Raw genomic sequence first — 20,232 nt, 5'->3', positions numbered from 1 at the left:
GTGCGGCGGGGACCGTCAGAGGCCCGCCCACTTCTGGTTCGCCGCGCCCGTACACGTCCAGATCTGCAGTTTTGCACCGTTGGTGGTGGCGGCGTCCTTGATATCGAGGCATTTACCGCTCGCCACGTTCACCAGGTCGTGGCCGGCGGTGTACGTCCACTGCTGGTTCGGGCCGCCGAAGCAGTCCCACATCTGGACCGCCGCGCCGTCAGTTGTCAGGTTGTCCTTCACATCGAGGCACTTGCCGAGCGAGCGCAGCGTGGTGTCCGCCGGGTGCTGCCAGAGCTGGTTCGCGTCGCCGAAGCAGTCCCAGACCTGGGGCAGCGTCCCGTTCGCGGCGGAGCTGCCCGTGACGTCGAGGCACTTCCCACCCGCGCCGACAAGCTTGACCCCCGAGGCCGGCGGCGTGGTGGCAGGCGGCGTGGTGGTGGGCGGCGTGGTGGTGGGCGGCGTGGTGGCAGGCGGCGTCGTCGCGCCACCGCCGGGCCAGGTGAAGGTGGCCATGGAACCGGCCGGGAGGCGGTAACCGAACTTCTGGCCCTGGAACGAGACCTGGAAGTCCTGCGCGCCACCGGTGTTCACCGTGACCAGCGCGATCGTCCCGTCCGGGTTGCGGAAGGCGACGTTCTCGATGCCGCCCTGCGCGACCGCCGTCGAGTCGATGCGCACCGCGCCCGGCTTGACGAACTTGCTGAGATGCCCGAGCACGTAGTACTCCGCGTTGTAGCTCACCGAACCGCCGTCGGTGGTCACCACGCCCGTGCAGTTCGTGCAGCTGCCGATCACCGGGCCGTGCTGGGCGTTCAGGGCCATGTTCCAGGTGGTCACGGTCTTCGCCCAGTTGCGGGTCGCGCCGATCGCGAGGTTGCGGCCCTGCCACCACAGGCTGTCGCCGAACGTCTTCGAGGTGTCCGACGACTCGGTGCCCGAACACTCGGTGAAGAACAGGTCCTTCGCCGGCTGGGCGTTGTGCACGGTGCTCTGCGCGGCCGGGTCACCCGCGTAGCAGTGCCAGGCCGAGCCCGCGACGTTGGCGCCGGCGGCGGAGTTGACGCTCTGGGCGTACGTGGTGTCGTCCCAGTTGTGGTCGTACCCGAGGATCCTGGTGCTCAGCCCAGCCGCCGCGAGTTTCGGGGCGAGCGCGTTGATGACGCGGGCCTGCTGGTCGGCGGTCATGAGCATGCCCGGATAACCCGGCGGCGAGAACTTCGGCTCGTTCTGCACGCTCAGATATCCGATGGGTACGCCCGCATCGCGGTACGCCTGCGCGAACTTGACGAGATAGTCCGTGTAGTCACCGATGCTGGCGTCTTTCAGCGAGCCGCCGATCAACGCGGAATTGGTCTTCATGCGGGCGGGTGCGCTCCACGGCGTACCCATGAAAGTGACCTGGGGGTTCAGCGCGCGGGCCTGGGTGAGCAGCGGAAGAATGTAGTCCTGGTCGTGCGCGATCGAGAAGCCCGCGCCGTCGTCGTAGGTGTAGAAGGAGCGTGAGTAATCGCTGGCCGCGATCGGCTGGCGCACCCAGCTCAGGCCGATTCCGGCGGCCGGGTCGAACAGTTTTGTCATCACCGCGTCGCGCTGCGGGGAATGGAAGATGTTGTACGCGGCGGAGTCGGTGAACGAGGCACCGAAACCGACCATGCTCTGGTACGTCTTCGCGGGATCGACCGTGATGACGGTGCCCGATCCGGTGCCGCCGAACGCGACCGCCGCCTGCTGGGTGAGCAGATTCGTCCGGTCGGGGGTGGTGAGCCAGACGTTGGCGCTCGTCGCCGCGGATGACGGCAGCACGGTGGCGGTGACGTAGGCCGCGGCGCCGATGACGACGGCGGCCACCACTCCCGATGAGAACAGCCGCCGCTTGGTGGTTCTGCGCAACTCGGTTCCTTTCCAAGGGGCTCGGTTTTTTTCAAGGGGGAAGGCGCGCGGGGATCCGCGGCGTCGCGACCATGGCCGAACGGATCGGGCGCTGTCCATGACCGGTGTAACAAATGGGGAGTTTCAGCCCGTTGTTACCTCACGGGAGGGACCTTCTTCCCTGGTGGGCGCGTTGTGCCCTATCCTCTGCCGACTGCCGCAACGGCAGGATGAAGGCACAGTTGAACGGGGCAGGGGACCACGGTGTATCCAGGACAGCAGCAGGGCGCTCCGGGCGGGGCGATCGCCATCACGACCAAGTACTTCTGGCTCGCATTCCTGATGGGGCTCTTCAAGCCGGAGATCAGCTTCAACGGCCACATCGTGGCGAAGGCCTGGGGGCGCACCGTCGTCCCCGTGCCGGCGGGCCAGCACCACGTCCACGTGCACGTGCCCTACCTGATCCCGTCGCGGATCGGCAGCGCCGACCTCGGCGTCACCGTGCAGCCGGGTGAGACCGTCGAGCTCGAGTACAAGGCGCCCACGATCGCGTTCCTCGGCGGCGCGCTCGGCAGCCCGCCGCAGAAGTTCCCCGGCATGGTCGCCACCTGGATCATGCTGGGCGTCGCGCTGTTCATCATCCTGTGCGCGTGCGGCGGCAGCCTGATCTCGATCGCGTCCAGCGGCAGCACCTCGCCGTAATCAGTTAACCCCGGAACGCGAACCACTCTCGCGCGTGCCCTGGTTCGGTTGGTAGCATCCCGCCGTTCCAGGGCCACGTGCGGAGGTCTCCGGTGACAGACAATCGGATGAAGGATCGTGTAAAAGTGATGTTCAACGGGACGTCCCCGGACAATGCCACCTCCGAGCACCAGCTGCTCGCGCCCGGTCAAGCGCAACAGGGTCAGCCCCAGCACGGGCAGGCGCAGCAGAACCAGCAGGGCCAGGGCATCCCGCCGAACCAGGCGTTGCAGGTGCTCACCATGGCCCAGCGCACCGCGGAGGAGCACCTCCAGCGGGCCCAGCAGCAGGCCGACAAGATCCGCACGGACGCGCTCGCCGCGGCCGAGGAGATCGGCCGTGAGGCCCAGATGCACGGCCACAACGTGCGCCGCGAGGCCGAGCAGGTGCTGCTCGAGGCCCGGGCCAACGCCGAGCAGGTCGTCCGCGACGCCCACGAGCGGGTCGAGGAGTCGCAGCGCAACGCCGCCAAGGTCGTCCTGGAGGCCCGGGGCGAGGCCGGCCGGATCACCGCCGACGCCCAGGCCAACGCCGACCAGCTGCGCCTGGCCGCCCAGCAGCGTTACGACGACGTGGTGGGCAGCCTCGGCGCCCGGCGCGAGGCGTTGCAGCAGCAGATCGAGGCACTGGAAGCATTCGACCGGGACTACCGCGGCCGGCTGACCAGCTTCATGCAGGGTCAGCTGCGCTCACTCTGGGTGGACCAGCCGCAGGTCAGCGGCGACCTGGGCAAGCAGGAGCCCGAGCCTGTCACGTTCACCCCGGCCCTGCGCCAGCCGACCGGCCAGCTGCCCATGATCATCCCTCAGCAGGCCACGGCTTCCTCCTCGTCCGATGAGGCTGAGGAGGACGAGACCGAAGAAGCCGGGGAGACCGAGGACGCCCGCCAGGGTGCTCACGCGTCGCGCGACGAGTAGACCAGCGAACCACCCACGTAGGTGAGGTCCACGCGGGCCTCGGCGATCGCTTCCGCCGGGCCCGCGAGCAGGTCACGGTCCAGAACGACGAGATCCGCGCGGTGGCCGGGCCTGAGTTCACCGCTGTCATCCCGGTGATTCACAAATGCCGACCCCTGTGTGTACGCCGTGAGCGCCGGCAAAATCCCCAACGCCTGGCCCGCCAGGAACGGCGGCTCCCCGGAATCCGGATGCGCGCGGTTCACCGCGGTGTGCACGCCGAGCAGCGGATCCGCGGTCGTCACCGGCCAGTCGCTGCCCGCCGCGAGCCGGGCCCCGGCCCGCGCCAGATCGCCGAACGGGTATTGCCATCCCGCCAGCGACGGTTCCAGGAACGGAATGGTCAGCTCGTCCATCTGCGGTTCGTGCGTCGCCCAGTAGGCCTGGATGTTCGCGGTGGCCCCGAGCGCGGCGAAGCGGCGTACGTCATCGGGATGCACGACCTGCAGATGCGCGAGATGCGGCCGCGTGTCCCGCATCCCGTTGGCTTTCCGGGCGGCGGCGACCGCGTCGAGAGCCTCCCGGACGGCCCGGTCGCCGAGCGCGTGGAAATGCGCCTGGAATCCGAGCGCGTCGACCGCCGTCACGTATTCCGCGAGGGCCGCCGGATCGATGAACGACAGGCCGCTGTTCCCGGTCGGGTGCCCGCACCTGTCGCGATAGGGCGCGGTCATCGCGGCGGTGAAATTCTCCGCGACGCCGTCGAGCATGAACTTGACCGACCGGCTGCGCAGATTTCCCACGCTGAATGTGTCGCGCTGCCCCAGCAACGTCTCGATCTGCTCGGCGCCGCGGTCCCTGTTCCACCACAGCGCGCCCTCGACGCGCGACAGCAGCGAACCGTCGGCCGCCGCCGCCAGATAGGCGTCGGAATGGTCGGGATAACCGTTCGCGCCGCACAGCATCGCGTCCTGCCACGCGGTCACCCCGAGCGAATGCAGCAATTCCTGGGCCCGCAACAGCCCGGCCAGCCGATCGCCGGGCGTCGAATCCGGGACGAGCCCGGCGACCAGCGCCATCGCCCCCTCCTGCAGGCACCCCACGGGCTCGCCGTCCGCGTCGCGGTCGATGCGCCCGTCCGCCGGGTCGGGCGTACCCGCGGTGATCCCGGCCAGCTCCAGCGCACGGCTGTTCACCCACCCGGCGTGGTGGTCGCGGTTCATCAGGAACACCGGCCTGCCGCCGGCTATGCCGTCCAGCAGCGCTTTGCCGGGTACGCCGCCGGCGAAGCTCTCCATCGACCACCCGCCCCCGGTGATCCACCCGGCCTCGGGATGTGTGTCCGCGTAGTTCCGGATCCGACGCAGATACTCGCCGGCGTCCGTGGTGCCGCTCAGGTCGCAGAGCCCCAGCTCGAGCCCGCCCAGCACGGCGTGCACGTGGGCGTCCTGGAACCCCGGCAGCAGCAGCCGGCCGCGCAGGTCGACGGTCTCCGCGCCGGGTGCTGCGCGGTCCTTCACCTCGTCGCCGCCGAGCGCGACGATGTGCTCACCGCGTACCAACAGGAAGGAAGCGTCCGTGCCGAAGAGCCGGCCGCCGGTGAAAAGAACGTCCATGCACTGAGAATGGCAGTCCTTGACCTGGAGCGCGCTCCAGGTCCTAGCGTCGTTTCCGTGCAGACGACAGAACTGGGACACACGGGTACGCAGATCAGCCGGCTCGCCCTCGGCGCCATGCAGATGGGCAACGCCACCGGTGAGCCCGACTCGATTCACATCCTGAACCGCTACCTCGAGGTCGGCGGCAGCTTCATCGACACCGCCGACTGCTACGAGTGGTGGGCCACCCCCGGCAGCCGTGGCGGCGAGAGCGAGGAACTGCTGGGCCGCTGGCTGCGCGCCGGCAACCACCGCGACGAGGTCTTCCTGGCCACCAAGGGCAGCGCCCTGCCCGTCCACTCCCCAGATCTGTGGGCCGCCGACGGCACCGCGAACTGGGACCTGGCCCGCCGTACGTTCGCCGGCGCCGGCGCCACGGTCCTGCGTGACGCGCTCGACGGCAGCCTGCGCCGCCTCGGCACCGACCACGTCGACCTCTACTACATCCACGTCGACGACCGGGTCACCCCGCTCGAGGAGACCCTGGAGACCCTGGCCGGCTTCGTGCGGGCCGGGAAGGTACGCCACCTGGGCTGGTCCAACGTCTACACCTGGCGCCTGGAACGGATCCGCCAGCTCTGCAAGCGCCACGGCTGGCCGCTGCCGGTCGCCGTCCAGCAGCAGCACTCGTACCTGCGCCCGAACGGCTCCTACCTCTCGGTCAGCAACGCCGAACAGCTCGACTACCTCGCCGAACACGACGACCAGACGCTCGTCGCGTACTCCCCGATCCTCAAGGGCATCTACGACGACCCGGCGAAACGGGCCGGGCACAGCGCGATGTCAGCGTATGCAGGTGCGGACTCCGACGCCCGGCTCGCGGCACTCACCTCCCTCGCCGGCGACCTCGGCGTCACCCCGAACCAGCTCGTCCTGGCCTGGATGATGCACCAGGACGCCCCCACGGCGATCCCGCTGATCGGCCCCCGGACGATCGAGCAGTTCGAGGCCGCCGTTCCCGCCCTCGACCTCAAACTGACCCCCGACCAGCTGGATCTCCTGTCCTGACCGGACGAGTCAGTAGCCGCTCGTCTAAACAGGATCGTGAATTCGTGCGGTGATCACCGATGGCGTAGGGTTCCGGCGTTCTGCCCGTCGATGCGCGAACTGAGGGAATCCGGTGTCACTGACCAGGAAGCAGCTGGGTATGGCGCTCGCCGCCGGCCTCGTCACAGCGGGTTCGATCGTTGTCGTCACCGTCGGCATGATGATGGCGAGCGAGCCGCCCGCGACTCAGGTGATCACCGAGAGCGCGGTGAACCTGGCGTCGCCGCCCGTGGTCCCGTCCTCTTCTCCCGAGCCCTCGCCGTCCGGCTCACCGTCGGCGTCGGCGCCGGCCTCCCCCTCGGCTCATCCCAGCAAGTCGAAGAAGAAGACCCCCTCGAAATCCCCGTCGCCGACCCCCTCGAAGACCACACCCCCGATCAAGTCCTGGCCGTCCGGCACGAAGGCGAGCGCGTCCACCGTCCACGCCTCGAACGTGGTCGACGGCGTGACCCGCCACTACGAGGCCGCCGGCGCCATCGACGGTGACGCCGCCACGTTCTGGAACGACGACACCGCCGACCAGCAGCCCGACACCCTCACGATCACCACCCCGGCCAAGGTCACCGTCGCCGGGGTCGCCGTCACCTCGCACGTCGACGGCATCATCTCCGAATACCAGGTGCAGACCTGGAACGGCAGCGCCTGGGTCACCCAGGGCAAGGTCAGCGCCAGCACGGCGATGACCCGCACGATCGCCTTCGCGGACCCGGTGACGACCACCAAGGTACGAGTCGTGGTCACCGGCGTCGTGAACCAGTCGAGCCGCGTCGCCGAGGTGAAGCCCGCGGTCTGACCGGCCTCCCAGCCGGTGTTCGCGGTGACGCGGACACGCCGGCAACGGGGGCTGCCGGCCGCCCGGTTGCGGCGCCGGTCTACTGCGGGGCGGGCCAGGTCGGCGGGCAGGTGGTGGCGTCGGACGACCAGCCCGAGTTGCCGGCGCCGGCGGTGATGGTGAAGCCGGTGCCGCAGCGGTAGACCGGCGGCGACTGGGCGGCACCGGTCACCGTGACCCCGCTCAGGGTCGCCGCGCCGGCCGTCTGGAAGAGCAGCGCGTACGTCCCGGCGCCCGCGATCCGTACACCGTCCAGGTCGAGCCCGGTCACCGCGCTGCCCTCCACGGTCTGCACCGCGGCGTACGTGCTGTCGATGATGTCGGTGTCGCTCACCTTGATCGACGCCCCGGTCAGCGGCGCGTTCAGGGCGTCGAACCACAGCGCCCCGATGCCCGACTCCCACTCGCTGGGCGACCCGGTCCGGATCAGCGTGTTCCGCGCGAGCGTGAACGTCCCGGCGACCGCCGTCGGCCCGCTCACGTCGTCGAACCTGTTGCCCACGTGCACCCCGCCGCCGCTGACGATCGTGTCGGCCACCACGTTGTCCGTCACCGTGATGTCGGTGCCCCCGTAGACCGCGATCGCGTTCGCCAGCATCGGCGCCACGACGGTGTTGTCGCGGAACGTGTTGCCGGCGTCGACGTTGGTCTGGGACCACATCGCCAGACCGTCGTCCCCCGTGTTGCGGACGAACGTGTTCTCCACGGTGGACCCGGTGATGCCCCGGTGGAAGTTCACGCCGTCCGCGGTCTGGTCCAGGATCCGGCTGTTGCGCAGCGTGAAGTTCGTCGTCACCCCGTCCAGCCACAGCCCGACCTTGGTGTGCTGCAACCACACGTTGTCGACGACGGAGTCGGTCAGCGAACCACCGATCGCGTTGGTCGGCGCACTGTCGTCGCGTTCGGTGATGTCACCGATGATCGCCAGGTCACGGATGGTCACGTCGGTGCTCGGCGCGCCGCCCGCCCCCGCGTACCTTCCGAACAGCCCTGCCGCCCGCGACCGATCGCCGGGGTCACGCCCGCCCAGCACGGAGTACCAGGGTCCCGCCCCCTGCACGGTCACCTTGTCCACGGTCACATGCCCGAAGAGCAGGAAATTGCCCCTGGGTACGAACACCGCGCGGCCCTGCGTACGCCCCGCATCGACTGCTGCTTGGAATTTCGCCGTCGCGTCGACTGAGCCGGTCGGGTCAGCCCCGAAGTCGGCCACGACGTCCAACGCGCCGGCGGGCTTGGCGACCGGCGCCCCGACCAGCTCGAAGTCGGCCAGGTCCACGGTGATCGAGGGCGTCTGCGCGGTCGACGCCAGCTCCACCCGCACCGTCGACCCGGCCGGCAGCGTCTGCCCGAACATGGTCCGCGTCTCGTCGTAGAAGTGATGCGCACCCGTACCCGGCGTGTTGGTGAACGGGAACGACCCGTAGTAGAACGCATACCGCGACGTGACTCCCACCGCGATGCTGTTGCCCCCGGCCTGCACATCGACGCTCGCGGTCCGCCCGGTCCCGGCCGCGTTGTCCGGCACGCTGTAGCGGAAGGACATCGCATCAGCCGGCGCGGTCAGCGTGAACTCGACATACTCCCCGGCCGCGTCCAAAGTGACGGCCCGGCGCCCCGAAGCCTCGGTCGCGAGGGTCCCGTACCGCCGGTCCGGCGCCAGCACGGTCCCATTGGTCGCCGCATCCTCCGCCTCCAGCTCGGTGAACGGCACCCGCGCACCCCGCCCATCCACCGCGAACGGCGACGCGGCCGTGGTCGCGGCGGTGCTTGCGGTCGTTGCAGCATCAGCCGACGGCGACGACCACCACGACGACAGGCTCAACCCCGCAGCGACAACCGCCGCCGCCCCCAGGACAGCCACCCCGGTCGTCGCCCGCCGCCGCGCCCGCCGGTGCCGAGCGGGCGCACCGGGACCTTCGCCGTGGAAACTCATCAGCGGACACCTCCAAGAAAGCCGACAGCCTCCCGGACGCTATAGACCCGCCCACCAGCGACGCAGCGTCAGTAAGCAAAGTTAAGAGCTGCCTAAGGGGAGGGGATCGCGAGTGCCCTTTCACTACGGCCGGTTGTGCACGAACCAGGCGTCCCCGCTGGTCACCGCGACCGCCAACTCCCACTCATGGATGTCGAAGTCAGGGCCCAATGCGAGCAGTTGCCGGGCCGCCGTCCACGCGTCATCGCCCGGAACCGGCGGCCGGTGCACCTCGAACTGGAGCATCGTGTCCCAGCTCGCCACCAGCCTGACGTCCCATCGCCGGTGCCACTGCCACAGTGCGGCGGCGAAGTCGTCGATGCCGTGCAGGGCGCCGTAGAAGTCGACCCAGAAAGGCGCGAGCCAGGGCGACGCGGTGGGCAACAGAAGCAGAGACACCTCGTCCGGCTTGAACCAGAAGTCGGTGCTCACGGCGTTACGCGTGCGCTCGCGCACCCGGCCGGTCAGCTCGGGATCGGACAGGACGTGATCGTAGGCGGCGCGCAGCACCTGCTGAGCTCCCGCGCCCGGTCCGATCGCCGGTTGCACGTGCGCTGTGACGTCGACGCCGTAGAAGCCCTCGGTGTAGAACGACGACTCAACCTCGGGATCCTCGTCGTCGTCCCGCCGGTAATGCAGCCAGGGGTCGACCGTGCGTGCCGCGTGATCGAGGGCGGCCAGCGCCGTCTGTGCCTCGTCGTCGAAGGGCGAAGGCGCCACCACGTCCTCGTCCCAGTCGGTGGTGACGAGAATGGGCCACCGACCGGTCACCGGGAGCAGCGCGTGCGCCGACCGCCAGGCCTCGTGCAGACCGTCAGGGTCGATCCCAGGCACCACCAGTGCTCCCTTGGGCCCTTCCTGAACCGGCCTGCCCTGCAGGGCGGCGGTCACTTCCGTCAATCCGAGCATGCTTCCGATTATGCACGCCACCACTCGGTTGACGTTATATGACGGCTTCCGTACTGTGTGGCCCGTGCAGAACTCAACTCACGGCTTCGGGCCGCTGCTCGCTGCGTACCCCGCTCGGATGCGGCGGCGGCACGGGGCGGAACTGATCGCGACTTTGATTGAGATGGCCGGGCCGGATGGGAGGCCGAGCCGGGCTGCCCGGTGGCAGCTGGCCGCCGATGGGCTGCGGGAGCGGTTCCGGTTGCCGGGTGGGCGGCCGCTGGCCGTGGTGGCCGCGGTGCTGGCGCTGGTGGTAGGTGGGGCGCTGGGGGCGGCAGGCGGGTCCTGGGTGGGCACCACGTTGTACGCCGACCTGCCCGGCGCCGAGTCGGTCGCGGCGCAGATGCTGCCTCCGGGTGGTGCGCCGCTCAGCCATACCGGGGACAGCTCGTACCTCAATGTGATGGACACGATCGCCGCCGGCCTGGACCCCGCCGAAGCGGCCGAGGTGTCAAGGCAGCGGATGGAAGCCGACGGCTGGGACACCACATCCGTCGGTACGGGTGACGGCTCCGACGGTCTCCTGCGGAACGCCCACTTCCACGCGACGAACGGCAACACCGAGCTGAGCGTGTACGCGTACTACGCCACCGCCGACGTCGACCCGATGATCTCCATCGCCGGATGGCCCTCCCGCCCCGCCGCCTTCGTGCCGCTGACCATCGCGGGGCTCATGCTGGGCATGATCGTCGGATGGCTCGTAGCGGCGGCGCTCACCCACCGCATCGCGGCAGCCCGGCGACGGCGACCGGTCGCATTGCTCGGCGGGGCGGGCCTCACCCTCCTGCTCCTCCCGGCGACCACCTTCTTCGCGTCACTGGCCTACTACCTGACCGGCCCGGACACCGCGGGCACGGGCGGCCGCCTCCACGCCGGCGATGCCTTCACCTTCGGCCCGACCACGGACCTGGTGCGGGCGGCCGGTGTTCAGGGACTTTTCGGCCAGACCGGCACCTACCTGAACTGCACCCTGGCCGGCTTCACCCTCATCGCGGTAGCCGCCATCGCCGCCCGTCCGCACCCCGCAGGCGAGGCCCCTGACCCGGTCGGCGCGCTTCCCGCCTGACCTGCGGGCCGCAAGCGGTCGCTCGGAGCAGATAACAGATCCCTTGTGGATAGCCTGCTGCTCATGACTTCGCTCGATGAGACGATCGCCGCCGCGCTTGACCTCGCCCGCGCGGCACGGTGGCAAATGGCGTTGCGGCTGCTCGACGCCGTGCAGCCGGTCGGGGAGAGCGACCGGCGCCGGATGGCCGTGGCGGCGGTCGAGGTTGCCCTGGAGAGCGATTGGTTCGCCGGGACGGCGCTGACCGCCGGGCGGTTGGCCGGCGCGGACCGGGAGGGTGCGGCCGAGGGGCCGGGTGGCAGCGGCTGGGATCTGGAATTTCTCCGGCTGCGACATGACTACCTGCGGCAGGTGACCGGTGCGGGCGGGCAGGAGCCCCGGTTGCGGGAACGAGCCGGCGAGCTCGCGCAGAAAGCCCCCGACGCCGTACGCCGGGGCTGGGCGCGTATGTATCTGGGGCTCATCACGGACAACGTGTTCGGTGAGCGGGAGGCGGCTCCCGCTCACTACGCCGCGGCCCTGGATGCGGGGGACGACCTGCTCACCCGCGAAGCGCTGCGGCACCTCGGCGACCACGACCGTGAGCGCGGCGATCTCGTATCGGCCCGCGCCCGCTGGGAACGGGCAACTGAGCTCGGCGCCCGCCACGGGCTCGTGTGCGGCACCCTCTCCCAGCAGATGCTCCTCGCGGAGCTCGCCCGCGAGACCGGCGACGAAGCAGGCGCTGTCCGCCTCGCCACGGAGATCGCCCGCTGGGCAGACGCCATCGGAGCATCCCGCCTGACCGACCAGGCCCGGACCTTCCTGGCCAACGATTCGGTGGTCTGACTCGAACGGGATGCGCCGGGCCCGGGTGGGGACAGGTCATAGGTGCGGGGACTGTCGAGAGCTCTAGAGTCGGAAAGGGGTCGGTGATTTTGCGAGGGCGCCCCGTTGATCTTTCCACCGGTGTGGCCACGATTACCTGATCCGATGATGGCCGATCTGCTCGGCAAGCGAGAGACTGCAGGCACTCGCTACACCGCTGTCTTATTAGGTGGATGCCCGTATAGTGGTCGGGTTGGAGGGTGTAACCGCATGTCATTCGAAGCGCGCGTGCTACAGATTCTTATCGCTTCTCCCGGCGATGTGCAGACTGAACGACAGATTCTCACTGAGGTAATGCACGAGTGGAACGCGATTAACTCTCGGGATCGTCGGCTTGTGCTCCTCCCGCTGCGCTGGGAAATGGACACCGCCCCGGAAATGAACGCCTCGCCGCAGGTTTCGATTAATAGGCAAATAGTTGATCAGTGTGACATGGCAATCGGGGTTTTCTGGACGCGCCTCGGCACGCCTACGGCAAGCGCGGTGAGTGGTACTGCCGAAGAGATTGGCCGTGTAGGAGATGCGGGTAAGCCTGTAATGTTGTATTTTTCTAGAGCCAAAGCTGACTTGGACAGCCTGGATCTAGCTGAGTACTCACGACTCAAGGAATTTAAAGATCGCACATACCCTGAGGGCCTGAATGAGAGCTATGAATCAATTGCTGAATTCCGTACAAAGATAAGTCGGCAGCTTGCAATCAAGATCATGGAAGTAATTGCGCGAGGTGTGGATGATGCGCACGCGGTCGCTGAAGAAAAGCCTCAGCCTCTCATTATCTCTCTTGGTATCGGCGACCCTCCAGCGCCGACACCGTCGCCAGTGTTGTTAACGTTAGAACACGTAATCTGCCTTGATGAGGACTCAATACCAGAATACGTGGAAGAGGGGGAGCGGGGAGGTCGTTCGATGTCAACTTCGTCGGCTGATATTTCTGTAAACCGGGTGGGCGCTGCGGAGATTCTTGGCATCGGCGGTGTTGGCAGATCAAACCCAAACTACATTCGTGAAGTGGTTGAGTACTTCAAATGGAAAAAGAGCCGACAAGTTTTTAGGCTTGCTGTCACAAATATCTCCGAGGAAGGGGTTCGCGACGTATATATAGAGATGCGACCTGTCAGTGAATATGAGAGCATTCATGTCGGGCCACGTGAGTACCGTCCTGCACCCGAAAAGCGCTCAAGTGGAATTTTTGTAGGTGACAACATTTTCACGATGACCTCGGCGCGGGACGTGCAAGGATTTATCAGGTCAGAGAAAGGCGACGATGGTGGATCGGCGTCGAGACTTGAATTGGAAATTCCAGCCGTGCAACCTCAGCGGACTGTGTATTCGAGCAACGAATTGGAGATAAAATCCTCGTTGGATACGGAGATGGTTCTCGTCGCCAAGATATATTCGAATAGTGGCATGCCTGCGGAGACGCAGCTTAAGTTGACTGTGCAGGTAGTTCAACGAAAAATTACTTACCGGGAAATTTTGCGGGAATTTGAAGATGAGTAGTGCAGCGTTTTGATGCGAAAAGTCACTGTCGAGTGTCCCGCTGCTGCACGTTCTTCACCATCGATACCCTTGGCGCCAGGATCAACGACCGATTACCCGGTGGAGCTCTTCGACAATCGGGTGGCGGCTGCGGCGACGGTGTTCATGTCGTTGCAGGCGGTGCCGCTTGCTTCGCAGCAGGCTCATCTGCTGGATCTGGGTGTTTCTCCGCCGCACACATGTCGTCAACATGTTCACCGTCGACTTGGGGTGAATCTGCGCCTTGACAACCGCGAGCTGCGAGGCGCTTACATAGGGGAATCGCCTGAAGCCGGCGCCGGGCAGCTCGGCCGGCCAATCGACGGGGCCACAGCGGGGATTCCGCGGATGTAGCGCGGGTTAGTGGCGAGTTTGCGCGGGCCGATCGACTGGTGCTGGACGGGCATGTCGGTGGTGCTGCGGCCGGGGAGTACGGGATCGCGGTGGGGGCGGGTGGGTCGACGCCGAACACAGTGATCATCGGCGGACTGAAGTTTGAGTGGTGCACCACCTGAACGCCGTGGGAAGAGCGGGCGACCTTCAATGGGGACGAAGCGGTGGCGAGCGAGTACTTCGAGCGTTGAACGTCATCCCAGAACGCGGGAGAGGCATGACGGGCCGGGAGGGTGATCCCGGGCCCGTCATCTTGTGACCGAGGTCAGGAGGTCTTACGGGCGGCCTCGACGATCACGTTCTCGACCTTCTCCGGCTGCGACACCATGGAGAGGTGGGCGGCCTTGATCTCGGTGGTGTGGGCGTTGGCGCGCTTGGCCATGAAGCGCTGGGTGGCTGCCGGGATGACGTTGTCGACCGTGCCGACCACGTCCCAGACGGGGATGGTGGTCCAGGCGGGGGTGCCTGACGGCTGCTGCAGGGCGGCGGCGTTCAGGGGGCGCTGGGCCGAGGCGAGGACGGCGGCCTTCTTGACGGGCTGGTCGTTGGCGAAGATGGCCGGGAAGAGTTCCGGCTTGATGTAGGTGTCGGTGTACGACGCCGTCTTGTCGAGGGGCTGGACGAAGTTGAGGTTCGCCTCGGTGACCTGGCCGCCCGGGTTGAGGGCGGTGAGGCTGGTCAGGGTGTCGCCGGCGGCCGGGACGTAGGCGTCGACGTAGACCAGGGCCTTGACATTGGTGTTGCCGAGCGCGGCGTTGCTGATCAGGAAGCCGCCGTACGAGTGTCCGACCAGGACGATCGGGCCCTTGACCGTGGCGAGGTAGTCGGCCAGGTAGGTCGAGTCGGCGGTGACGCCGCGCAGGGTGTTCGGCGGGACGGCGACGGTGTAGCCGTCGTCCTGGAGACGCTTGGTGACGCCGTTCCAGCTGGAGCCGTCGGCCCAGGCGCCGTGGACCAGGACGACGGTGGGCTTGGGGCCGTGGGTGGTGGACGCTGCCGCCACACCCGGGATCAGCGCTGCGACGCCACCGGTCAGGGCCAGGCCGATGACGGCCTTACGGAGGGAGAGTTTCATGGTGGTCCTTTGCGCGAAGGGGGCGCCGTGCTCGGCACCCGTAACCGCAGGACATCAGCCACGGCGGGCCGCGGGACCCTCGAAACAGATCACGTGGGGTGGGGCCCGTCACCGCGTACGGTGAAAAAGGCCTCACCCGAACAGATCAGCGTGACCGGGTTTCCGCAGTCAGGGACGCTCAGGGTGACCCAGGTCGGAGAGCGCGACCACCGCCGTGTCCTGGGCCACATCGGAGGATTCCGGCAGGGTGTGCATCAGGTTGGCGAGCTGCACGCGGGACCGGACGCCCAGCTTGGCGAAGATCGCCCGCAGGTGGGTGGCGACGGTGTTGGGGGACAGGTCGAGCTCGGCGCCGGCCTCCCGGTTGGTGCGGCCCGCGCCGATCAGCCGGGCCACCCGCAGCTCGCTGTCGGTCAGCGCACCCCAGCCGCTGACCGGCCGGGCCGGTGCCGCCCACGGTTTGCGACGGCTGCCCGCGGCCTGCAGGCCCCGTTGCAGCGCCGCCAGCGCCGGCTTGTTGCCCACCCTGTCGAAGAAGTGCCACGCGTCGCCGAGCTGGTCGACGGCCTCCCGGTGCGCGCCCGCCTCCAGCAGGGCGAAGCCGTGGTCGATCAGGGCGCTGGCCAGCAGCATCGGCCGGGGAGCCGGGCGCAGGATCTCGACGGCCTCGGCGAGCAGGGTCAGGTCGCCGGCGACGATTCCGCGGATCTGGGCGTCCAGGCCGGCGAAGCTGCGGACGCCCGGGTTGCGCTCGGCCCCGAGGGCGGCCAGGGCCGTCGCCTCGGCGACGAACTCCTCGTCCCCGGTGGCCAGCCCGATCTGGGTGAAGACCCGCATCCATCCCGGCCACCAGGGCCAGTAGCTGCGGGATTCCCGCGCGCCCATCAAGTGCGGTTTCAGGATGCGTACGCTCTCCGCGGCATCGCCGCGCGCCGACGCGATCCAGCCCCGCATCAGCACCAGGCCCGGCATCGGGATATCGGCGTCGGCCTGCGCCCGGCGCTCGGCGGGGGCCAGGTACTCGTACGCCTTCTCCAGGTCACCGCGGCCGAGGGCGATGGCGCTGAGGATCATCCAGCCCTCGACGGCGTACGCGTGACTGCCCAGCTCGTCACCGATGCGCACCAGGGTGAGCGCGTCGGCCTCCGCGTCGTCGAAGCGGCTCAGGTTGAAGTCCTGCCACATCTGCGCGAACAGCACGGACGGGGGCAGGGTGTCGTCGCGCCGGGCGGCGGCCAGCAGCTCGCCGGCCTCGTCGTAGCGGTCGAGCAGCTGCAGCGCGGTGATCTCCTCGCCGAGGTAGCGGTCGCCGGCGAGCTCCCGGAGGCGGCGGAAGCAGGTGAGGGCGTCGGCGTGCCGGCCCTCGTTGCGGGCGACCTCGCCGAGCGCCTCGGTGGCGATCTCCTCCGCGGTGACGTCGCCGAGCCGAAGCGCCTCGGCAAGGGCGTCCCGGGCGGCGGCGAGTGCGACGGCGGCGGGCTCGGTCCGGGTCATCGTGAGCGCCTCGGCGGAGATGAGCCGGGCCCGCTGGTCCGCGGAGACGGCCGGCAGCGCGAGGGTCTCGTGGATCCGGCGGACCATCTCGGCGTGCCGGCCCATGTGCCAGAGCGCCCGGACGACCAGCACCTGGATCCGGGCCGCGCCGTCGTCGCCGGGGATCTGCGCGAGCACCCGGTCCGCGGTGGCGATCGCGTCGGCGGGGCGCTGGGCGCGGACGAGCGCGTCGACGGCCTCGAGCCCGACCTGGCACTTCTCCGGGCCGGGGTCGATCAGTTTCAGGGCGTGCCGGAGCAGGTCGCCGGCGGTGTCCGGCGGGCTCAGCGCGGCGGCCTCGCGCAGCACAGCGGCGGCCTCGTTGTCGCCCGGCTCGGCGCAGGCCTGCACGTGCGGGGCCGCGGCGGCCGGCCCGTAACCCGCGGCGATCAGGTAGTGCCAGCAGCGCCGGTGCAGCGCGCGCCGGTCCGCCGGGAGCAGGTCGGCGTAGACCGACTCGCGCACCAGGTCGTGCCGGAACGTGACGCGGGCGCCGGTCCCGGTCATCAGCCCGGTCATCAGCCCGGTCGCGACGACCAGTTCGGACCAGCCGGGCGGTAGCGGTTCGCCGCGCAGCTGGGCGGCCTCCTCCACGGGCAGTGGCCGGCCCAGGACGGCGGCGGCGCGCACGAGGTCGGCCAGGCCGGCGGGGAGCGTGGCCATCCGGCGGCGGGTGAGGGTGATCAGCCCGGCCGGGACGGCGCCCTCGATCCGGCCTTCGGCCTGCTCCCGGGCGAGGCCGTCGAGCAGCTGCACGGTGAGGAAGGGGTTGCCGCCGACACCCCTGAGCAGCTCGTACGCACGACCGCCCGGCAGTTCCCCGAGCCGGGCGACGGCCAGGTGCTCGACGTCGTCCGAGGTCAGCGGTCCGAGCTCCAGCCGGTGCACCACGACGCCGTCGGCGTCCGCGGCGGCGGTCAGCTCCTCGATCGCCGTGCCGCGGTCCTCGCGGCTGGTCAGTAGCCACACGACAGGGGAACCGGCGAGCCGCCCGGGCAGGATGCGCAGCGCGAAGCGGCTGAGCCGGTCGGCCCACTGCGCGTCGTCGATCGCGATCAGGACGGGACCGCGGGCGGCGAGCTCCTCCAGCAGCGTCGCGATCCGGTCGATCAGCCACAGGTGCTGGCCGTAGAGGCTCGCGAGCCCCGTGAAGCCGTCGCTGTCGAGCAGGGGCCGGGCGCCGGAGCGCAGCGCCACCAGCAGCGGGGCGCCGGGCGCGATCTGGTCCATCTCCTCGGCCTTGCCGAACCCGGCCGCGTAGCCCTGCCGGGTGGCCTGCTCCGCGACCGCGTGCAGCATCGCCGTCTTGCCGATGCCGGCCTCACCGGTGATCAGGATGATCGTGCCCTGGCCGGTGTGCGCCGCCGCGCGCAGCGCCGCGATCGCCCGGGTCAACTCGGCGCCACGCCCGCGCAGCTCGGTCTCCGCCATCCGCGGACCTTATCAGTTGCGTTACGAGACGGACGGGGCGAAGTTACCATCCGCGACGTCGACCTCACCGCACTCCACACAGGACAGGATGACGCGTACGGGATGCTGCGCGGGACCGTGCACCGCGATCTGCTCCGGCTCCCCGGGCAGCCACTTGTCGCCCCACTGCATCAGCGCCACCAGCACCGGCAGCAGCTCCCGGCCACGCTCGGTGAGGTGGTACTCGTACCGTGCGGGGCGCTCCTGGTATTGCTCCTGGCGGATCACGCCCGCCTCGACCAGGGTGCCTAGCCGCTCGGTCAGGATGTTGCGGCTGATCCCGATCCGGCCCAGGACCTGCTCGAACCGCCGGTGCCCGTGGAAGATCTCGCGGAGGATCACCGGGGTCCACCACTCGCCGACGACATCCAGCGACCGGGCGATCGAGCAGGGGAGATGTCCGACGGAGGAGCGCTTCATGGGCGTACGTTACTCCGGCTCCCTCTGGGGATCTGGCTGTCACCGACGGTCAGGACTGACCTGTTCGGATGAGTCCACGACCAGGCCGGCCGGTGCGTCGCTCGCTGTCGCCCGCCGAGGTGATCCGTTGAGGTGATTCCCGGCACACCGGACCCTGGTCTGCTGAACAGATGTTTCCAGGACATCTCACTCCCGCTGCCGCAGTGTTGCGCCGGACCCTGTCCCGCGGGACCGGCGCCGTCATCGCGGTCACCGGCGAGGGGAGCGCCGCCTTCGTGACAGCGCTGCGCGACCGGGCGGCCGGCTTCGCGACCGGGCGTGCCGCGGCACCGGCGTCCGGGGGCATCGCGCCGCTCGCACCCCTTCTCACCGCGCTGCGCTCGGGGCCCGCCCCGGTGCTGTCACAGGCGGACTTCGGGGCGCTCGCGGCGTACGCGTCCCAGCCGATCTGGCTCGTCGACCGGCTCGCCGGTCAGCTACGGGCCCGGGCCGCCACCACCGCCCTGCTCGTCTGCGTCGAGGACCTGCAATGGGCCGACGCGGTCACCCGCTACGCCCTGCGCGTCCTGCCCGGCCAGCTCGCGGCCTCGCCCATCGTCTGGACCCTCACCAGCAGGATCCCGCTCGACCTGGTCGCGGACGACGTGCCGGTGCAGGAGATCACCCTCGGGTCCCCGGAGCCGCTGACCGCCGTCGTGCTGGCGCAGCAACGGGTACAGCGGGCGGTGCGGACCCTGCTGGACTCGCTGCCCCCGGCCGTGCGGGAACCGCTCGTCGCCGCCGCGGCCCTCGGCCCGTCGTTCCCCGCGGACTCGCTCGCGGTTGAGCTCCTCGCGGCGCTGCTGCGGGACGGACTGTTGATCGAGGACGGTGGGCGGCTGCGGTTCCGGGAGGAGCTGGTCAGGAAGGCGCTCCTCATCTGAACGGGTGAGCCCCGGCGCGGTGGCGCGCACCGGCCACGCGGACGCTCTGATCCGGTCGGGTGATCCGCGCCGGCGGCGATGGCGGTTGCCTGGAAAGGCACCCACCACGGAAGGAACCCACCATGCCTTTCATCACCACCGCCGACAACGCACAGATCTTCTACAAGGACTGGGGCGACGGGCAGCCGGTCGTCTTCAGCCACGGCTGGCCGCTGAACGCCGACATCTGGGACCCGCAGCTCAAGCTCGTCGCCGACCACGGCTACCGGGGCATCGCCCACGACCGGCGCGGGCACGGCCGCTCGACCCAGACGTCGGGCGGCAACGACATGGACACGTACGCCGACGACCTCGCCGCGCTGCTCGACACCCTCGACCTCACCGGCGTCACCCTCGTCGGGCACTCGACCGGCGGCGGCGAGGTGGTCCGCTACCTCGGCCGGCACGGCACGGCACGCGTCGCCAGGGTCGTGCTGCGCGGTGCCGTGCCCCCGCACCTGCTCGGCACCAGCGACGACCCGGGCGGCGCCCCGATCGAGGTCTTCGACCAGCTGCGCGCCGGGCTCGCCGACCGCTCCGAGTTCTACCGCGGGCTCGCCGAGCCGTTCTACGGCAACAACCGGCCCGGCGCGAACGTCTCGCAGGGGGTCCGGGACGCGTTCTGGCTGATCAGCATGACGGTCGGGCTCAAGGCGGCGTACGAGTGCATCGCCGCGTTCTCCGAGACGAACATGACCGGGGACCTGCGCGGCATCGACGTTCCGGTGCTGCTGTCGCACGGCGACGACGACCAGATCGTACCGATCCAGGCCTCCTCGGAACGCTCGATCAAGCTGCTGCCCAACGCCACGCTGCACGTACACCCGGGTGCGCCGCACGGCCTGGTCGGAAAGTTCCAGGAGGACTTCAACAAGGAACTCCTGGACTTCCTGCCATGACCGGGCCGCTGGACGAGGCGGGGAGACCGCGGTGAGATGGGTGTCCGAATCGTTCGGCCGGGGGGGGGGGGG

17 protein-coding genes are annotated in these 20,232 nt (G+C 69.2%); 10 read left to right on the top strand and 7 right to left on the bottom strand.

Annotated features, from left to right (window positions below; genetic code table 11):
• Positions 1-15 precede the first annotated feature (15 nt).
• Positions 16-1,881, bottom strand: coding sequence for a ricin-type beta-trefoil lectin domain protein (locus tag Ahu01nite_RS33915; protein WP_203840798.1), 1,866 nt, complete (start codon positions 1,879-1,881; stop codon positions 16-18).
• Between the two features lie 243 nt (positions 1,882-2,124).
• On the opposite strand from Ahu01nite_RS33915, the gene Ahu01nite_RS33910 reads away from it, so the two are divergent.
• Complete coding sequence (locus Ahu01nite_RS33910; protein ID WP_203840797.1) at positions 2,125-2,562, top strand: hypothetical protein; 438 nt, start codon at positions 2,125-2,127, stop codon at positions 2,560-2,562.
• 107 nt (positions 2,563-2,669) lie between these two features.
• Positions 2,670-3,518, top strand: coding sequence for a hypothetical protein (locus Ahu01nite_RS33905; RefSeq protein WP_203840796.1), 849 nt, complete (start codon positions 2,670-2,672; stop codon positions 3,516-3,518).
• Here the strand turns inward: Ahu01nite_RS33905 and Ahu01nite_RS33900 are convergent.
• Entirely contained in the window at positions 3,497-5,113 is a 1,617-nt protein-coding gene (locus Ahu01nite_RS33900; RefSeq protein ID WP_203840795.1) for an amidohydrolase, read from the bottom strand. The two genes, Ahu01nite_RS33905 and Ahu01nite_RS33900, sit on opposite strands and share 22 nt — an antisense overlap.
• A 57-nt stretch (positions 5,114-5,170) precedes the next feature.
• On the opposite strand from Ahu01nite_RS33900, the gene Ahu01nite_RS33895 reads away from it, so the two are divergent.
• Both Ahu01nite_RS33895 and Ahu01nite_RS33890 read left to right on the top strand, forming a co-directional pair.
• Positions 5,171-6,163 (top strand): aldo/keto reductase, encoded by a 993-nt coding sequence (locus tag Ahu01nite_RS33895; protein ID WP_203840794.1) that lies wholly within the window; start codon positions 5,171-5,173, stop codon positions 6,161-6,163.
• Positions 6,164-6,275: 112 nt separating this feature from the next.
• Positions 6,276-6,995 (top strand): discoidin domain-containing protein, encoded by a 720-nt coding sequence (locus Ahu01nite_RS33890; protein WP_203840793.1) that lies wholly within the window; start codon positions 6,276-6,278, stop codon positions 6,993-6,995.
• Positions 6,996-7,074: 79 nt separating this feature from the next.
• On the opposite strand, the gene Ahu01nite_RS33885 is transcribed toward Ahu01nite_RS33890, so the two are convergent.
• Positions 7,075-8,970 carry a glycosyl hydrolase family 28-related protein gene (locus tag Ahu01nite_RS33885; protein WP_203840792.1) on the bottom strand — a complete coding sequence of 632 codons (1,896 nt, stop codon included), beginning with the start codon at positions 8,968-8,970 and terminating at the stop codon, positions 7,075-7,077.
• A gap of 123 nt (positions 8,971-9,093) precedes the next feature.
• Entirely contained in the window at positions 9,094-9,918 is an 825-nt protein-coding gene (locus Ahu01nite_RS33880; RefSeq protein ID WP_203840791.1) for a DUF4253 domain-containing protein, read from the bottom strand.
• Positions 9,919-9,982: 64 nt separating this feature from the next.
• Between Ahu01nite_RS33880 and Ahu01nite_RS33875 the strand changes: the two genes are divergently transcribed.
• The 4 genes from Ahu01nite_RS33875 (at position 9,983) to Ahu01nite_RS33860 (ending at position 13,762) form a co-directional block, all read left to right on the top strand.
• Entirely contained in the window at positions 9,983-11,023 is a 1,041-nt protein-coding gene (locus Ahu01nite_RS33875; protein ID WP_203840790.1) for a hypothetical protein, read from the top strand.
• 63 nt (positions 11,024-11,086) lie between these two features.
• On the top strand, positions 11,087-11,851 hold the full coding sequence (locus Ahu01nite_RS33870) for a hypothetical protein (RefSeq protein WP_239159344.1): 765 nt from the start codon (positions 11,087-11,089) through the stop codon (positions 11,849-11,851).
• A 249-nt stretch (positions 11,852-12,100) separates the two neighbouring features.
• Complete coding sequence (locus Ahu01nite_RS33865) at positions 12,101-13,390, top strand: DUF4062 domain-containing protein (protein ID WP_203840789.1); 1,290 nt, start codon at positions 12,101-12,103, stop codon at positions 13,388-13,390.
• Between the two features lie 99 nt (positions 13,391-13,489).
• Positions 13,490-13,762: a hypothetical protein gene (locus Ahu01nite_RS33860; protein WP_203840788.1), complete on the top strand. Its 273-nt coding sequence runs from the start codon at positions 13,490-13,492 to the stop codon at positions 13,760-13,762.
• Between the two features lie 304 nt (positions 13,763-14,066).
• Here Ahu01nite_RS33860 and Ahu01nite_RS33855 read toward each other — a convergent pair whose 3' ends face one another.
• From Ahu01nite_RS33855 to Ahu01nite_RS33845, 3 genes are all read right to left on the bottom strand, one after another.
• Positions 14,067-14,876, bottom strand: a complete 810-nt coding sequence (locus Ahu01nite_RS33855; protein WP_203840787.1) for an alpha/beta fold hydrolase — start codon at positions 14,874-14,876, stop codon at positions 14,067-14,069.
• A 168-nt stretch (positions 14,877-15,044) separates the two neighbouring features.
• Positions 15,045-17,840: an ATP-binding protein gene (locus tag Ahu01nite_RS33850; protein WP_203840786.1), complete on the bottom strand. Its 2,796-nt coding sequence runs from the start codon at positions 17,838-17,840 to the stop codon at positions 15,045-15,047.
• Positions 17,841-17,861: 21 nt separating this feature from the next.
• The gene (locus Ahu01nite_RS33845) at positions 17,862-18,299 is read right to left on the bottom strand and encodes a winged helix-turn-helix transcriptional regulator (RefSeq protein ID WP_203840785.1); all 438 of its coding nucleotides are present in this window, start codon (positions 18,297-18,299) and stop codon (positions 17,862-17,864) included.
• 170 nt (positions 18,300-18,469) lie between these two features.
• Between Ahu01nite_RS33845 and Ahu01nite_RS33840 the strand changes: the two genes are divergently transcribed.
• Both Ahu01nite_RS33840 and Ahu01nite_RS33835 read left to right on the top strand, forming a co-directional pair.
• On the top strand, positions 18,470-19,222 hold the full coding sequence (locus tag Ahu01nite_RS33840) for a hypothetical protein (RefSeq protein WP_203840784.1): 753 nt from the start codon (positions 18,470-18,472) through the stop codon (positions 19,220-19,222).
• 122 nt (positions 19,223-19,344) lie between these two features.
• On the top strand, positions 19,345-20,160 hold the full coding sequence (locus Ahu01nite_RS33835) for an alpha/beta fold hydrolase (RefSeq protein ID WP_203840783.1): 816 nt from the start codon (positions 19,345-19,347) through the stop codon (positions 20,158-20,160).
• Positions 20,161-20,232: the final 72 nt, after the last annotated feature.

The organism is Winogradskya humida, assembly GCF_016862215.1.
GTDB lineage: Bacteria > Actinomycetota > Actinomycetes > Mycobacteriales > Micromonosporaceae > Actinoplanes > Actinoplanes humidus.
This window is presented reverse-complemented; position numbering and strand designations above follow the sequence as displayed.

Bases quoted from the DNA above. Each gene is read 5' to 3' on its own strand.
- Ahu01nite_RS33855 (WP_203840787.1), bottom strand. From the start codon at position 14,876: ATGAAACTCTCCCTCCGTAAGGCCGTCATCGGCCTGGCCCTGACCGGT.
- Ahu01nite_RS33865 (WP_203840789.1), top strand. From the start codon at position 12,101: ATGTCATTCGAAGCGCGCGTGCTACAGATTCTTATCGCTTCTCCCGGC.
- Ahu01nite_RS33880 (WP_203840791.1), bottom strand. From the start codon at position 9,918: ATGCTCGGATTGACGGAAGTGACCGCCGCCCTGCAGGGCAGGCCGGTT.
- Ahu01nite_RS33905 (WP_203840796.1), top strand. From the start codon at position 2,670: ATGAAGGATCGTGTAAAAGTGATGTTCAACGGGACGTCCCCGGACAAT.
- Ahu01nite_RS33835 (WP_203840783.1), top strand. From the start codon at position 19,345: ATGCCTTTCATCACCACCGCCGACAACGCACAGATCTTCTACAAGGAC.
- Ahu01nite_RS33840 (WP_203840784.1), top strand. From the start codon at position 18,470: ATGTTTCCAGGACATCTCACTCCCGCTGCCGCAGTGTTGCGCCGGACC.
- Ahu01nite_RS33845 (WP_203840785.1), bottom strand. From the start codon at position 18,299: ATGAAGCGCTCCTCCGTCGGACATCTCCCCTGCTCGATCGCCCGGTCG.
- Ahu01nite_RS33900 (WP_203840795.1), bottom strand. From the start codon at position 5,113: ATGGACGTTCTTTTCACCGGCGGCCGGCTCTTCGGCACGGACGCTTCC.
- Ahu01nite_RS33870 (WP_239159344.1), top strand. From the start codon at position 11,087: ATGACTTCGCTCGATGAGACGATCGCCGCCGCGCTTGACCTCGCCCGC.
- Ahu01nite_RS33850 (WP_203840786.1), bottom strand. From the start codon at position 17,840: ATGGCGGAGACCGAGCTGCGCGGGCGTGGCGCCGAGTTGACCCGGGCG.
- Ahu01nite_RS33885 (WP_203840792.1), bottom strand. From the start codon at position 8,970: ATGAGTTTCCACGGCGAAGGTCCCGGTGCGCCCGCTCGGCACCGGCGG.